The following is a 15048-nucleotide window of genomic DNA, read 5'->3' on the forward strand; positions in this document are numbered from 1 at the left end:
CAGACATGGCTAATGAAACGAACGTCCCACACGTAAAACCGACCACCCTCGAAGGCTGGGTCAAGCTGCTCGACAGCGTCCGGCTGCCCGTGCCGCAAGAGGCTCACGACAAGGTGTGCCGCGCGATCCGTGACAACCGCAGTTCACTGCGCGACATTGCCGACCTGATGCAGGACAGCCCGGCACTGGCCTTGAGCATCATCCGTGAGGCGAATCGTCACACCCACGGCACCCTGGCCGCTGCGGCGGAAAATCTCGAGGTGGCGATCAACCGTCTGGGCCTGGCGCGTACCGAAGAATTGCTCGCGCGCCTGCCGGTCGAACCGCAGATGCAAATCCCCAAAGCCCTGCGCCAACTGCAAATGATCAGCCAGCACGCCACACAACAGGCCAATGGTTTTTTTGCCAGTCGCCTCGCGCGCCTGTGGCAGGACATTCATTGGGGCAGCCTGTTGTTTCTGTCGCCGTTATGGCCGCTGGCGCTGACGTTTCCCGAGTTGCTCGAAGAGTGGGAGCTGCGGGTTATCCACAAGGGCGAATCGGCGCTGGTGGTCGAGAAGCAACTGTTTGGCGTACGCCTGCTGAAGATCGCCGAGGCACTGGTACAGGTCTGGCACCTGCCGATCTGGGTGCAGCAAGGCTATAAACTGCTGCTCAGCGAACAGCGCGAACTGGTGAAAGTGCTGCGTATCGCCCGCGACAGCGAGCATCCGCTGCGCCAGCAGAATCGCCTCGATGACGATCCGACTTTGCGCCGCTGGCTCAATCAACCGGCCAACACCGTATTGCTGGCCAACGGTCTGGCGCTCTCGGCGCAACAGGCCTGGGACAGTCCGCACAGCGAGCGCTGGCAGTACCTGACCAGCCTTTATCTGCAAATCTCGATGGATGAAGTGCAGCAGCAGTTGCACCAGCAAGCCGCCAACAGTGCGCGCCAGCATGCCATGCCCGATCTGTGGCACCCGGCCGTTTCATTATTGTGGCCGTGGGGTACCCATCGTTTGCCGGCCGGGATGCTGCCAGCGGCCGCGCCGAATGCCGAGGACCTGACGCAATGGCGCCGACAATGCGCCGAACTGCTGGCCGAGCCGAGCCGCTTCACCAACGCCATGAGCCTGACCGTCGCCGCGCGCGATGCGCTGGTCGCCAGCGGCATGCGTCGGGTGATGATTCTGATGGCCGACCGCACGCAGTCCAATCTGCGCGTACACCAGACCTTCGGTTTGCCGAAGGAAGCCGCCGCGCTGAATTTTGTCGTCAGTCAGAGCAAAGTCCTGCAGCGGCTACTCGCGCAGCAGGCACAAGTACGGATCAACCCCGAGAACAACGCACAGTTTTCCGCATTGTTGCCGCCGGGCCTGCGTTCGCTGTTCCGTGGCGAGCACCTGTTCCTGCGCTCACTGGTCAATAACGGCCGGGTGATCATGATCGTCGTGGCCGATCAGGGCGGCGGGCCGTTCGCCGACATCACCGTGCAGGCATTCGGCAAAACTGCACAATGCATCGAGAAAGCCCTGCACAGCTTTAGCAGCCGTGGCCGATGAGGCTGCGCTACAATCCCCCCCTTTGTGCTCTGGAGACCTCACATGTCTGACTTCTCTGGCTTGCCGCTCGTCATCGAGCCGAGCGACCTGCTCCCGCGTCTCGATTCCCTTGAACTGATTCTGGTGGATCTGACCAGCCCTGCCCGTTATGCCGAAGGTCATCTTCCCGGCGCACGCTTTGTCGACCCGAAACGCACCCAGCTCGGCCAGCCGCCGGCGCCGGGACTGCTGCCGGCCAAAGCCGATCTGGAGGCGTTGTTCGGTGAGCTGGGGCATCGCCAGGATGCGGTCTACGTGGTCTACGACGACGAGGGCGGCGGTTGGGCCGGACGTTTCACCTGGCTCCTGGATGTGATCGGTCACGACAAATACCACTATGTCGACGGCGGTCTGCCGGCGTGGCTGGAAGCGGGCATGCCGATGTCGATCCAGGTGCCGCCTGCCGTGGGCGGCCCGGTGGCGCTGACCCTGCACGAAGGGCCGACCGCCACCCGCGAATACCTGCAAAGTCGACTCGGCGCCGCCGATCTGGCGATCTGGGATGCCCGTGGGCCGCTGGAATATTCCGGCGAGAAAGTGCTGGCCGCCAAGGGCGGACACATCCCCGGCGCGGTCAATTTCGAATGGACGGCGGGCATGGACAAGGCGCGTCAGCTGCGGATCCGCACGGACATGCCGCAGATCCTCGAAGACCTCGGGATCACCAAGGACAAAGAAATCATTACCCACTGCCAGACCCATCACCGGTCGGGCTTCACTTATCTGGTGGCCAAGTCCCTCGGTTATCCGCGGGTCAAGGGCTACGCCGGTTCCTGGGGCGAATGGGGCAACCACCCTGATACGCCTGTCGAGATTCAAGGTTCTAAGGACAACTAATGAAAGAGCGTCTGTTTATCCTCAGCCAGTACTTGCTGCCTCATCACCTGCTGTCGCGTCTGGCCGGCTGCATTGCCGAGTGCCGCGTGCGCTGGTTCAAGAATGCCTTCACCCAGTGGTTCGCCAAGCGTTATCAGGTGGACATGTCGCAAGCGCTGGTCGAAGACCTGACCGCCTACGAGCACTTCAATGCCTTCTTCACCCGTGCCCTGAAAGACGGCGCGCGCCCGCTGGACCAGACCCCGGGCGCGATCCTCAGCCCGGCCGACGGTGCGGTCAGCCAGCTCGGCCCGATCGAACACGGTCGCGTGTTCCAGGCCAAGGGCCATAGCTTCAGCGTGCTGGAACTGCTCGGCGGTGACGCGGCGAATGCCGCACCGTTCATGGGCGGCGACTTCGCCACCATTTACCTGTCGCCGAAGGATTACCACCGCGTGCACATGCCGCTGGCCGGCACCCTGCGCGAAATGGTCTACATCCCGGGCCGGATTTTCTCGGTCAACCAGACCACCGCGGAAAACGTGCCGGAACTGTTCGCCCGCAACGAACGTGTGGCGTGCATTTTCGACACCGAGCGCGGGCCGATGGCTGTGGTGCTGGTGGGTGCGATGATCGTCGCTTCGATTGAAACCGTATGGGCCGGTCTGGTGACCCCGCCGAAGCGCGAGCTGAAAACCTTCCGCTACGACGAAGCTGCCCGTGCGCCGATTCATCTGGAAAAAGGTGCTGAACTGGGACGCTTCAAGCTGGGTTCGACCGCGATCGTGCTGTTTGGCCCGGATCAGGTGAAATGGGCTGAAGAGTTGGTCGCCGGTTCGCCAGTACAAATGGGCCAGGCTCTGGCGCTGCCAAACGCCTGATCCATTGGCGCCCCCTGTGGGAGCTGCCGCAGGCTGCGATCTTTTGACTTAGTTTTTAAAAACCAGGATCAAAAGATCGCAGCCTGCCGCAGCTCCTACCGGTTGAAGGCCGACATGCTCATTTGCTGCTATGGTTTTTGGCATGAGCCAGACCATCTCCCCCCCGCTGCTGAGCGCTCCGATTCCCACGCAGTCGCGCCTGTCGTTCTGCGAAGCCACCCCGCGCGACCTCAAGCGCTGGATCGCCGGCCTGCCCAAGGCCAACATCGGCGAAACCGCCCGCCAGTTGTACCAAGGCCTGGGCGAACTCAACCAGTTGCTGACCCCCAGTGACAATCGCCTGCAACTGCTGGAGCTGCTGCGTCCCGAGGTGTATTTCGTCTGCCAGCATCTGGAGCGGCACTTCCTGCATCAGGCGATCATGCTCGATGACCGTTCGCGCAAGATCAGCAACCTGTGTCAGGCGCTGCAAAGTCAGTTGGCCATCGGTTACAAACAGATCGTGCTGCGCATCGTGCCCAAATACCACAAGGATCGTGCGGCGCTGGTCAGTCAGGCCCTGCAACGCGCTGCGCATGCGCTCAAGGGACAACTGCTGCGCGCCGCGCAGCTGTATAGCCCGGCGCCGGAACAACTGTGGTTCGAGCTGCATCAGTTATATCGCTGCGCCTGCGGCTTGCAACTGCAGCAGCGTCGGGTGCACGACGACCTGGCGAGCCTGACCAGCGAGCTGAGCCTGGAGCAGACCTACATCGCCGCGCTGCTGCTGGGCAGCGCTCGTTGCAATCAACTGCGGCAGAACCAGATCGCCCGACTGGCTGAGGTGCTGGAGCCGTGGAGCGCCCTGCTCAAACTGCATCCCGGCAGCCCGGACGACGGGCTGTTCGCCATCAGCGCCGATCTGGACACCGGCCCGCGCTACCGCAGCATGTTTCGCCAAGAACAACAGGGCACACTGCTCGGCGTCAATCCGCAGCCGCTGGTGAATGTCATCGAAGCGCATTTACTGCATCAGGAAACATCGACGCCACTGCCCGTCCCGCCGGGACTGAGCCTCGACACCCTGCAGCATCTGCACGCCAGTTGGGGCCAGACCGCCGAGCGCAGTTTTCAGCGCACCCCCGGCCAGGGCAACCTGACCGTGTGCGTCGGCATGAGCGCCCTGCACTTCTACCTGGGAGGCGAACGCACTTTCAGTGAGTTGCTCAAGCATCCCGGCCACCGCGCGGCGAACTTCAGCCGCGCGGTGGCCAAGGGCGAAAAAGACAGTTGGAGCCAGGCGTTCGACGCCGCCCCGCAAAACAGCGCTGAGGAATTTCTGCCGTACGAAGAGATTCAGTACGACCATATCGGCGAAGACGACAGCACAGCCGACCACACTCCGCACTACCCGACTTACACCTTGCCGGTGATCAACCATAGCCCCGGAGGTTATTGCCTGGGCTGGCCGAACGAGGTGCCCGCCGAGTTGCAGGCCGGGGAAATGGTCGGGATTCAGGACAGCTCGAATCAAGGCTGGAGCATTGCGGTGGTGCGCTGGATTCGTCAGGTACGCGGTGGCGGACCGCAAATGGGCATTGAGCTGGTGGCGCCGCACGCCGAGCCCTGCGGTTTGCAACTGGTGCGTTCGCGGGACGATCACAGCCACTACTTGCGAGGCCTGCTGCTGCCCGAGATCAGTGCCATCGACTTGCCCGCGACCTTGCTGGCCCCGCGCCTGCCGTTTCAGGAAGGCAATAAAGTACTGATCAACACCCATGGCGAAGAACACCGCGCCGGGCTGGATCGACGGGTGGCGAGCACGCACAGTTTCAATCAGTTTGCCTATCGCTCGCTGGAGGCCGCACGCAATGGCGGGGGCGAGGAGGATTTCCACTCGTTGTGGAAATCGCTTTAAAGCTTTAAAGAAACTGTGGCGAGGGAGCTTGCTCCCGCTGGACTGCGCAGCAGTCCCACTCTCTTGAGTCAAAGAGCAGGGCCGCTTCGCGCCCCAGCGGGAGCAAGCTCCCTCGCCACAGAGGCCGCCTCAGGCTCAGAGCTGCCCGTCGCGATCGCGAAAGCCCAGCAGATACAGCACGCCATCCAGCCCCAGCGTGGAGATCGCCTGCTTCGCCGACTGCTTGACCAGCGGCTTGGCGCGGAATGCCACACCCAGACCGGCAATCGCCAGCATCGGCAGGTCATTCGCACCGTCGCCGACGGCGATGGTCTGCTCCAGGCGCAAACCTTCCTTATGGGCCAGCTCCTTCAGCAGGTCAGCCTTGCGCTGGGCATCGACAATCGGTTCGATCGCCACGCCGGTGCACTTGCCGTCGACCACTTCCAGTTCGTTGGCGAACACGTAGTCGATGCCGAGTTTGGCCTGCAACTGCTTGGCGAAGTAAGTGAAGCCGCCGGACAGGATCGCAGTCTTGTAGCCCAGGCGTTTGAGCTCGGCGAACAGGGTTTCGGCACCTTCGGTCAGGCGCAGCGAGGCGCCAATCGAATCCAGTACGCTGACATCCAGGCCTTTGAGCAATGCCAGACGCTCTTTGAAGCTGGCGCGGAAGTCCAGTTCGCCCGCCATCGCACGCTCGGTGATGGCCGAGACTTGCTCGCCGACACCGGCGGCCTTGGCCAGCTCGTCGATGACTTCGGCTTCGATCAGGGTCGAGTCCATATCGAATACCGCCAGACGCCGGTTGCGCCGGAACAGCGAATCTTCCTGGAAGGCGATGTCGACGTTCAGCTCCTGCGCGACGCTGAGGAATTCGGCACGCAGCGCCTGCGGATCAGCCGCTTCGCCACGCACGGAGAACTCGATGCAGCCCTTGCCCTTGTCCGCCGGAGTGTCCAGCGGCATGCGACCCGACAGACGGTCGATATGGTCGATGTTCAAGCCATATTTGGCGGTGATCGAGCTGACCGCCTGCAATTGGCCGGCGGTCACTTTGCGGGTCAACAGGGTGACGATGTGGCGTTTCTTGCCCTGATTGCCCACCCATTGCTGGTAGTCCTCTTCGGACACCGGGGTGAAACGCACCTGCTGGTCGAGCTCGTAGCCCTTGAACAGGATGTCCTTGAGCACGGCTTTGCCTTGCTCGGAGTCGGGAATCTCGACCAGGATGCCGAACGACAGGGTGTCGTGGATCACCGCCTGACCGATGTCGAGAATGTTCACACCACCTTGTGCCAGAACGCCAGTAATGGCCGCAGTCAGACCCGGACGGTCGACTCCCGTGATGTTAATCAGGACGATTTCGCGCAACGCGCACCCCCGCAACTGGAAAAAAACCGCATTCTACCCACTTTCAGTGACCATCGGGCACCGCGAGCGCTTTGCCGGTCTAGGGCCTGTCGCTATACTGCGCGTCAACTTCACGGACAAAAGAGCCGAGCTCAGTGAACCGGCCCACGCCAGTTAAAACCGATAACTTCTTCCTGCTGATCTTCCGTGCACTGCGTCATCGCCGTGTGCCGATTGCATTGCGCATTGCCAGCCATAACGTGATCCTGGTCGCTCTGGCCCTGGTGATCTATGCCGGGGTGATGGGCTTGCAGTTCAAGCAGGCCATGCACGAGCAGGCCGACGCGCTGGGCGAAAGCCTGACCACGCAGACCGCCACCTCCGCCACTGAACTGTTGGTATCCAACGACATCCTCAGCCTCAACGTGCTGCTCAACAACCTGACCAAGAACAAGCTGGTGGCCCACGCGGCCATCTATAGCGTGGACAACCGCATCCTCGCCGAATCCGGTCAGCGCCCCAAGCACAGCCTGTTGGGCGAAGCCGAGGGCATGTACGAGAGCAAGATCACCTTCCAGGACGTGACTGCCGGGCAACTGCGCATCAGCCTGGACATGGATCAGTTTCAGCAGCCGATGACCATCAGTCTGCAGAGCATGGGCATTCTCAGTGCGATCCTGTTGGCGCTGTCGCTGGCTCTGAGTCTGCGCATGGGCCGCTATCTGTCGACGCCCCTGCTGCAATTGCGCGTCTGGCTGCGCAACATCGACGAATACACCCCGGGTACCGACCGTCAGGACGAGATCGGCGATCTGGCGCGTCAGCTGCACGCCAACTTCGCCCCAGAGCCTGCGCCCAAACCCGAGCCCGAGCCGGAACCCGAGTTCGAAGAAGAGGATGAGCCAGAGTTCGAAGTGCGCAACCTGCGCGACCCGAGCTTTGACGAAACCCGCCCGATGGCTGCGCAAAAACCTGCACCGCGCCATGTGGTCAGCACCGTTGAAGATGATGAAGACGACGACGCTTTTGCTGACCTGCGCGACGAATCGCTGGATGCAGCGCCGCAACCGATCACGCGCAAGGCCACGCCTAGCGTGCCCCAGCACAGCGCGGTACTGGCCGTGCAACTGGGCTCGCAGGAACAACTGCGGCGCCTGCCGCGTGCCCGTCTGGAAGAGTTGCTGGAGCGCTACCGCGATTGCCTCGATCAGGCCGCTTCGCTGTATCAGGGCGAGATCGAAACCCTGAACGACGGCAGCACGCTGATGCTGTTCCACACCGAAGACAGCGGTGACGACTACCTGACCAATGCGATCTGCTGCGGTGAATTGCTGCGGGCGCTGGGCCATCAATTGCAGATCGAAGTCGCCGACAGCGGCATCACCCTGCAATTGCAGTTGGGCCTGACCCTGGGTGAAGACCTGTTCGGTCTGAGCCAGATCGACTTGCTGCTGACCGACTCGGCCCAGGATGCCCTGGCCCTGTCGCAGCACAGCCGCAACCTGCTGCTGGTCGAGCGCAAGATCGGTGACGACGGGCTGATTCGCCAGCGTGCGCGGATCCGTCCGATCGCCAGCCCTGAGGGGGCTTGCTGTGTGGAGCGCTTGATGGAGCCTTATCCGTCGATGCTCGAGCGGCAACTGGCGCGGATGCATGAGCGCCGGGCGTAAGCTTCAGGCCAGATGCACAGAAGCCCGCAGACAAGTGATTGTCTGCGGGCTTTTTTGTTGCCTGTACCGGCCCTTTTGCGAGCAAGCTCGCTCCCACAGTGGACGGTGGCTGCCACAGACCTTGTGAACACCTTCAAGACCTGTGGGAGCGAGCTTGCTCGCGAAGAGGCCCGCACTGACGGCAAAGATTTCCAGCCCCCAGACACAACAAAGCCCGCACAAGGCGGGCTCTGGTTTGACGCTGATGCAGACTTAGAAGCGGAACACTTCCATATCGGTACGAATCGGCGAGGCCATCGGGATCTTTGGCTGTTTCTCGGCATCCGCTGCCGGCGCGGCCGGTTTTGGCGCCGCTTTGCGCGGTGCTTCGGCCACCGGCGGCTGGTTGGCCAATGGCTTGAGCGCCACCGACAACTGCTCGGCCAGACGCTGCAGCAGAATCCCCTGTGCTTGCACCTGCGAAGCCGTGGTCCCGGCATGCAACTCTTGCAGATGAACGATGCGGTTATCGCGTACCTGCCCACGACGGTCGATCAGACGCCATTGCGCATCGAGGATCGCCGGTTGTTTCTGACCGGAATCCAGTCGCGTGATGGTCAGCAATACCTGCACATCCGGCGTGAAGCCCAACGTCGCGGGTGCCAGCACCACACGCTGGCTGTCCAGATGACCCGCCACCTGTCGCATCAGCAATTGATCGATATCCGACGAAAGGCTGCCCGCCCAGCGACCATCGGTCGAAGCTTGCAGGCTGCCGTCGGGCTGACGCTGCAGCAGGGTTTCTCGTTGCAGGTAATCGGCCACGACGATCGGGCCCAACAAAACCGCCATGCCAGCGCTTTGCGCAGGCTGAACCGGACTTCCGCTGTCCAGTTGATACAGCGACACCGGCTGGTGAACGCTGCAGCCCGCCAGGCCCAAAACGCCAGCGAGCAGGAAAATAAGAGGGCGCAGAGCAGTCATCATCCCGTCCAGGTGGCCGCCACAAGGCTGACCACAGTGAAAATACTCAATAAATATGAAGAACGCTCGGCCACGCCGGCGCTTGGAAAGGCCATATCATCCGTGAATATGCGTTCCGACTCCAGCGCCAAAGCGTCGATCTACGCGTTAAATCGTAGTTCGACGCCTCTAGAGGGGCGTTTTCGCCTAATTGAGGTTTTCGACGAGCAGCGCATCCACCCGCTGGAAGCCCCTCGGGAGTTTATTCCCGCGACGTCCACGCTCACCTTTATAGTGTTCGAGATCGTCGGCCTTCAGCGACAGGGTCCGTTTTCCGGCCTGCAGCACCAAGGTAGCGCCTTCCGGAAGTACGGCGATGTCCGTGACGTATTCTTCGCGACTGGCCACACGCTCACCGGAAATACCGATGATCTTGTTGCCTTTGCCCTTCCCTAATTGTGGCAGATCGCTGATTTTGAAGATCAGCAGGCGACCTTCGGTCGTGACCGAGGCCAGCCAGTTCTGCTCACGATCGGCCACTGGGCGCGGCGCGATAACTTTGGCGTTGTTCGGCAGGCTCAACAGGGCTTTACCGGCCTTGTTTTTGGCTTGCAGGTCTTCACCCTTGACCACGAAACCGTAACCGGCATCGGAGGCGATCACGTACAACGCATCGTCTTCGGGCATCAGCACGCATTCGAACGTGGCGCCGGGCGGCGGGGTCAGACGACCGGTCAATGGCTCACCCTGGCCTCGAGCCGACGGCAAGGTGTGCGCGGCCACCGAGTAACTGCGACCGGTAGAATCGATAAACACCGCAAACTGATTGGAGCGCCCCGCCGCCGAGGTCTTGAAACCATCGCCAGCCTTGTACGACAGGCCGGTGGCGTCGATATCGTGGCCCTTGGCCGAGCGGATCCAGCCCTTCTCGGACAGCACGACGGTGACTTTCTCGTTCGGCAGCAGATCGTGTTCGGTCAGCGCCTTGGCTTCGGCACGCTCGACGATCGGCGAACGACGATCATCACCGTAGGTTTCAGCGTCTTTGAGCAGCTCGGTGCGCACCAGCTTCTTCAGTTTGGCTTCGCTGCCCAGCAAGGCTTGCAACTTGGCCTGTTCCTTGAGCAGCTCGTCCTGCTCATCGCGCAGCTTCATCTCTTCCAGGCGCGCCAACTGCCGCAGCCGGGTGTCGAGGATGTAGTCGGCCTGGATTTCGCTGAGGGCGAAGCGCTCGATCAGCTTGGCTTTCGGATGCTCCTCGGTGCGGATGATGTGGATCACTTCATCCAGATTGAGGTAAGCGATCAACAAACCGTCCAACAGGTGCAGGCGGCGCTCGACCTTGTCGAGGCGGAATTGCAGGCGACGACGCACGGTCAGTACGCGGAACTCCAGCCATTCGACCAGCAATGCGCGCAGGTTTTTCAGCTGCGGCTTGCCATCCAGACCGATGATGTTGACGTTGACCCGGTAGGTCGACTCCAGCTCGGTACTGGCGAACAGGTGCTGCATCAGCGCTTCGTGATCGACGCGGCTGTTGACCGGAATGATTACGATGCGGCACGGGTTTTCGTGGTCGGATTCGTCACGCAGGTCGGCGATCTGCGGCGCCTTAGACGGCTTGGCCTGCATCAGCGCGGCGATCTGTTCCAGCACCTTGGCCCCGGAGACCTGATGCGGCAGCGCGGTGACGATGATGTCGCCGTCCTCGACGTGGTACACGGCGCGCATGCGCACCGAGCCCTTGCCGGTTTCGTACATTTTCAGCAGGTCGGCGCGCGGGGTGATGATTTCCGCTTCGGTCGGATAGTCCGGGCCTTGAATGTGTTCGCAAAGCTGTTCGACCGTGGCTTTCGGCTCATCGAGCAGGCGCACGCAAGCGGTAGCGACTTCGCGCAGGTTGTGCGGCGGTACGTCGGTGGCCATGCCGACAGCAATGCCGGTGGTGCCGTTGAGCAGGATATTCGGCAAACGTGCCGGCAGCACCAAAGGTTCCTGCAAGGTGCCGTCGAAGTTCGGCCCCCAGTCGGCCGTGCCCTGGCCCAACTCGCTGAGCAGCACTTCGGAATAGCGCGACAGGCGCGCTTCGGTATAACGCATGGCGGCGAAGGACTTCGGATCGTCCGGCGCACCCCAGTTACCCTGACCGTCAACCAGCGTGTAGCGATAGCTGAACGGCTGAGCCATCAGCACCATCGCTTCGTAGCACGCCGAGTCGCCGTGCGGGTGGAACTTGCCGAGCACGTCACCGACGGTACGCGCCGATTTCTTGTGCTTGGAATCGGCGTCCAGCCCCAGCTCGCTCATGGCGTAGACGATACGCCGCTGTACCGGTTTCAGACCGTCGCCGATATGCGGCAGGGCACGGTCCATGATCACGTACATGGAGTAGTTGAGGTAGGCATTTTCGGTGAAGTCAGCCAGCGAGCGGCGTTCTACACCGTCCAGGCTGAGATCAAGGGAGTCGCTCATGCGGGCCTCATCGGTTCGTTGTCTGGCGCAGCAGCATGGTGCCACCGCGCTGGGTGAATTCAAGTTTGTTCAGGGCGCTCATGCCGAGCAGCACCTGATCGCCATGCAGCCCCGGCGCCACCAGTGCGCGGACGTCCCGCAGCACGATGTCGCCCAGTTGCAGGCGCTCGATCTTTGTCCGGTAGCCCTGGCTCAGGCCGTTGGCCGTGCTCAGGGTCACACCGAAACCTTCTTCCAGTTTCAAGCGTTTGGCCAGATCCGCCGGGATCGCCACATCGGTCGCGCCGGTGTCGAGCATGAACTCCACCGGCTCACCGTTGATCTGGCCACTGGCGACGAAATGCCCTTGGGCATTGCCCGCCAGTTTTACTTCGACCACGCCGTCATGCTGCTCGGACGTGACCACCACGTTCGGATTCTGCTGACGTTCTTCCCACTGGCCGAAAAACCGTGTGGCCAGAAACAGTCCCGCGCACCAGGCCAGAATCATCAACACCCGGCCGGCGCGTTTGCCCGGCGGTTGCTGACTCACGGTTTGGCGCTCCAGCCACCTTCAGGCGCGGCGAAGCGCCAGACGATCGGCCGAACCTCACCGTCAGCCCGCGGGCCGAAATTATTGTCGACGCCGACCCACGCCCCCTCCGCATCAACGATCAGCGCCTCTTCCAACCCGAAGTTCTGCGAATAACGGCGGTTGGCCTGCAACAGTTCAGCAGCGTACGACCAGCAACGCTCGACCTTGGCGGTCTGCGCATCACGCCGACAAATCTGGAAGGCGTTGCGTTCAAGGGTAAACAATTTGCCGTTGAACAACGAAAGGTCGGAAAAGTCGCGGTCGACCGCTTTGGCGTGCGGGAACTGCGGCGGCTGCATCTCCTTGCCGCCCTCGCTGAGCAGCACGCAACGACCGTCGCAATCCCACACGGTCTGCTGACGCTTGATCAACAGCAAGCCACGGTTTTGCCGTTCCCCGGCCAGCCACATCTGATCGCCCGCCGGGTTGATCGCCAGACCTTCGAAGATCGCATTGAAATGCAGGAGCATGCCACTGGCCCGCGCTTCGCGAACCATCATCGGCGAAATCTTCAGCCAGTTGACCGGGCCGCTGACGGGCACTTGCAGGACCGCCGCGTGGCCCTCGCTGACAATGTAGCGATTGCCGGCGCTGTCGCAGCTGATGCCTTCGAAATCCAGGTCGCCACCGCGCACGAACGACGCGGCCCAATTGCGCGAGCGCAATCCCCACGGCAAACCGGTCTCCGGCACCAGAGGCACGTCGATGTGCAAGGCTTCAGCCTGCCAGACCTGATCGGCGGTGTTGAGTCGATAGATCTGGTCGTCATCGCGGTCCGACACCGTCCACAACTCGCTGCCACACATGGCCAGTCCCGACAGGTTGCCGCCACGCATGCCTTCGACCGGGTGTTCGGAGAGCACGCGCAACTCCTGCAGCGGTTCGGCCGACACGCTCATCGCACTCAGCAGCAAAGCACCCGCCAAGGCCCAGCCAAAACGCATCAGGCCAGCACCTCGGCCAGGTTGCCCTTGGATTCGAGCCAGGTCTTGCGGTCACCGGCGCGTTTCTTCGCCAGCAGCATGTCCATCATTTCCGAGGTTTGGGCAAAATCGTCGCCCAGTGTCAGCTGCACCAGACGCCGGGTGTTCGGGTCCATGGTGGTTTCGCGCAGCTGTGGCGGGTTCATTTCACCCAGGCCTTTGAATCGGGTGACCTGTGGCTTGCCGCGTTTCTTCTCGGCCACCAGACGGTCGAGAATCCCGTCGCGCTCGGCTTCGTCGAGGGCGTAGTAGATCTCTTTGCCGAGGTCGATGCGGTACAGCGGCGGCATCGCCACGTAGACGTGCCCGGCATCCACCAGCGGGCGGAAGTGCTGGACAAACAGCGCACACAGCAGCGTGGCGATGTGCAGACCGTCGGAGTCGGCGTCGGCGAGGATGCAGATCTTGCCGTAGCGCAGCTGGCTCATGTCCGTGGCGCCCGGATCGACACCGATGGCCACGGCAATGTTGTGCACTTCCTGGCTCGCCAGCACTTCGCTGCCGTCGACTTCCCAGGTGTTGAGGATCTTGCCGCGCAACGGCAGGATCGCCTGGAACTCCTTGTCCCGCGCTTGCTTGGCGGAACCACCGGCGGAATCACCTTCGACCAGGAACAGCTCGGAGCGCATCGGATCCTGCCCGGCACAGTCAGCCAGTTTGCCCGGCAGCGCAGGGCCTTGGGTGACGCGCTTGCGCTCGACTTTCTTGCTCGCCTTGAGGCGGCGACCGGCGTTGTTGATCGCCAGTTCGGCCAGCGCCAGACCGGTTTCCGGATTGGCGTTGAGCCACAGGCTGAAAGCGTCCTTGACCACGCCGGAAACGAACGCCGCCGCTTCACGGGACGACAGACGTTCTTTGGTCTGGCCGGAGAACTGCGGTTCCTGCATCTTCATCGACAGCACGAAAGCGATGCGTTCCCAGACGTCTTCCGGCGCCAGCTTCACGCCGCGTGGGAGCAGGCTGCGGAATTCGCAGAACTCGCGCATTGCGTCGAGCAGGCCCTGACGCAAACCGTTGACGTGGGTACCGCCCTGCGCCGTCGGGATCAGGTTGACGTAGCTTTCCTGCACCGCGTCGCCACCTTCCGGCAGCCACAGCAGCGCCCAGTCCACCGCTTCTTTATTACCGGCCAGGCTGCCGCAGAATGGCTCGTCCGGCAGGCGTTCGAATTCGCTGACCGCGTCCACCAGATAGGAGCGCAGGCCGTCTTCGTAATGCCATTCGACTTTCTCGCCGGTGCTTTTGTCTTCGAAACTGACCAGCAGCCCCGGACACAGCACAGCCTTGGCCTTGAGCACGTGCTTGAGGCGGCTGATGGAGAATTTCGGTGAATCGAAATATTTCGGATCCGGCGCGAAGTACACGCTGGTGCCGGTGTTGCGCTTGCCGACGGTACCGACGATTTCCAGTTCGGTGGCCTTGAAGCCATCCTTGAAAGTCATCTGGTATTCGTTGCCGTCACGCTTCACCCGTACCCGGACTTCGGTCGACAAGGCGTTGACCACGGAAATACCCACCCCGTGCAGACCGCCGGAGAACTGGTAGTTCTTGTTGGAAAACTTGCCGCCCGCATGCAGCTTGGTGAGGATCAGCTCGACACCCGACACACCCTCTTCCGGGTGAATGTCGACCGGCATGCCGCGTCCGTCGTCGCTGACCTCCAGCGAGTGATCGGCGTGCAGAATCACCTGCACCGATTTGGCGTGGCCGGCCAGGGCTTCGTCGACACTGTTGTCGATGACTTCCTGGGCGAGGTGGTTCGGCCGACTGGTGTCGGTGTACATGCCGGGGCGTTTGCGCACCGGGTCGAGGCCCGAGAGGACTTCGATGGCGTCGGCGTTATAAGAGCTAGCGCTGGGAGTGGCCATAGGGTCTCGTCGTCAGTAATTCAATGAAAAAGG

11 protein-coding genes are annotated in these 15048 nt (G+C 62.1%); 5 read left to right on the forward strand and 6 right to left on the reverse strand.

All coding sequences use genetic code 11. The features are described from left to right. Positions 1–5: 5 nt before the first annotated feature. From OC71_RS06115 to OC71_RS06130, 4 genes are all read left to right on the forward strand, one after another. Positions 6–1544, forward strand: coding sequence for an HDOD domain-containing protein (locus tag OC71_RS06115; protein ID WP_041065740.1), 1539 nt, complete (start codon positions 6–8; stop codon positions 1542–1544). A 42-nt stretch (positions 1545–1586) separates the two neighbouring features. Further along, the gene (gene rhdA, locus OC71_RS06120) at positions 1587–2420 is read left to right on the forward strand and encodes a thiosulfate sulfurtransferase (protein ID WP_041065743.1); all 834 of its coding nucleotides are present in this window, start codon (positions 1587–1589) and stop codon (positions 2418–2420) included. Next, on the forward strand, positions 2420–3280 hold the full coding sequence (gene asd, locus OC71_RS06125) for an archaetidylserine decarboxylase (protein ID WP_041065746.1): 861 nt from the start codon (positions 2420–2422) through the stop codon (positions 3278–3280). The genes rhdA and asd overlap by 1 nt, the downstream gene beginning before the upstream one ends. 142 nt (positions 3281–3422) lie before the next feature. Further along, positions 3423–5177 carry a hypothetical protein gene (locus OC71_RS06130; RefSeq protein WP_041065749.1) on the forward strand — a complete coding sequence of 585 codons (1755 nt, stop codon included), beginning with the start codon at positions 3423–3425 and terminating at the stop codon, positions 5175–5177. A gap of 135 nt (positions 5178–5312) precedes the next feature. On the opposite strand, the gene serB is transcribed toward OC71_RS06130, so the two are convergent. Beyond that, positions 5313–6527, reverse strand: a complete 1215-nt coding sequence (gene serB / locus OC71_RS06135) for a phosphoserine phosphatase SerB (protein ID WP_007967407.1) — start codon at positions 6525–6527, stop codon at positions 5313–5315. A gap of 134 nt (positions 6528–6661) precedes the next feature. Here serB and OC71_RS06140 point away from each other — a divergent pair, with 134 nt between their 5' ends. Next, entirely contained in the window at positions 6662–8176 is a 1515-nt protein-coding gene (locus tag OC71_RS06140) for an AhpA/YtjB family protein (protein WP_041065751.1), read from the forward strand. Positions 8177–8428: 252 nt separating this feature from the next. On the opposite strand, the gene OC71_RS06145 is transcribed toward OC71_RS06140, so the two are convergent. The 5 genes from OC71_RS06145 to parE all read right to left on the reverse strand — a co-directional run bounded on the left by OC71_RS06145 (position 8429) and on the right by parE (position 15015). Next, positions 8429–9139 (reverse strand): membrane integrity-associated transporter subunit PqiC, encoded by a 711-nt coding sequence (locus tag OC71_RS06145; protein WP_041065754.1) that lies wholly within the window; start codon positions 9137–9139, stop codon positions 8429–8431. Positions 9140–9325: 186 nt separating this feature from the next. Then, the gene (gene parC / locus OC71_RS06150) at positions 9326–11590 is read right to left on the reverse strand and encodes a DNA topoisomerase IV subunit A (protein ID WP_003221074.1); all 2265 of its coding nucleotides are present in this window, start codon (positions 11588–11590) and stop codon (positions 9326–9328) included. 7 nt (positions 11591–11597) lie between these two features. Then, the gene (locus OC71_RS06155; RefSeq protein WP_041065757.1) at positions 11598–12122 is read right to left on the reverse strand and encodes a TIGR02281 family clan AA aspartic protease; all 525 of its coding nucleotides are present in this window, start codon (positions 12120–12122) and stop codon (positions 11598–11600) included. After that, entirely contained in the window at positions 12119–13108 is a 990-nt protein-coding gene (locus OC71_RS06160; protein ID WP_041065760.1) for an esterase-like activity of phytase family protein, read from the reverse strand. Before OC71_RS06160 ends, OC71_RS06155 begins: the two co-directional genes overlap by 4 nt. Next, complete coding sequence (gene parE, locus OC71_RS06165) at positions 13108–15015, reverse strand: DNA topoisomerase IV subunit B (protein WP_041065763.1); 1908 nt, start codon at positions 15013–15015, stop codon at positions 13108–13110. The genes OC71_RS06160 and parE overlap by 1 nt, the downstream gene beginning before the upstream one ends. Between the last annotated feature and the right edge of the window lie 33 nt (positions 15016–15048).

The sequence above is a fragment of the Pseudomonas sp. W15Feb9B genome, assembly GCF_000828175.1.
Classification (GTDB): domain Bacteria; phylum Pseudomonadota; class Gammaproteobacteria; order Pseudomonadales; family Pseudomonadaceae; genus Aquipseudomonas; species Aquipseudomonas parakoreensis.

What these genes read in the sequence shown, in the direction of transcription:
- OC71_RS06160 (WP_041065760.1), bottom strand. Translation starts at nt 13,108, where the DNA reads ATGCGTTTTGGCTGGGCCTTGGCGGGTGCTTTGCTGCTGAGTGCGATG.
- rhdA (WP_041065743.1), top strand. Translation starts at nt 1,587, where the DNA reads ATGTCTGACTTCTCTGGCTTGCCGCTCGTCATCGAGCCGAGCGACCTG.
- OC71_RS06115 (WP_041065740.1), top strand. Translation starts at nt 6, where the DNA reads ATGGCTAATGAAACGAACGTCCCACACGTAAAACCGACCACCCTCGAA.
- parE (WP_041065763.1), bottom strand. Translation starts at nt 15,015, where the DNA reads ATGGCCACTCCCAGCGCTAGCTCTTATAACGCCGACGCCATCGAAGTC.
- asd (WP_041065746.1), top strand. Translation starts at nt 2,420, where the DNA reads ATGAAAGAGCGTCTGTTTATCCTCAGCCAGTACTTGCTGCCTCATCAC.
- OC71_RS06130 (WP_041065749.1), top strand. Translation starts at nt 3,423, where the DNA reads ATGAGCCAGACCATCTCCCCCCCGCTGCTGAGCGCTCCGATTCCCACG.
- parC (WP_003221074.1), bottom strand. Translation starts at nt 11,590, where the DNA reads ATGAGCGACTCCCTTGATCTCAGCCTGGACGGTGTAGAACGCCGCTCG.
- OC71_RS06145 (WP_041065754.1), bottom strand. Translation starts at nt 9,139, where the DNA reads ATGACTGCTCTGCGCCCTCTTATTTTCCTGCTCGCTGGCGTTTTGGGC.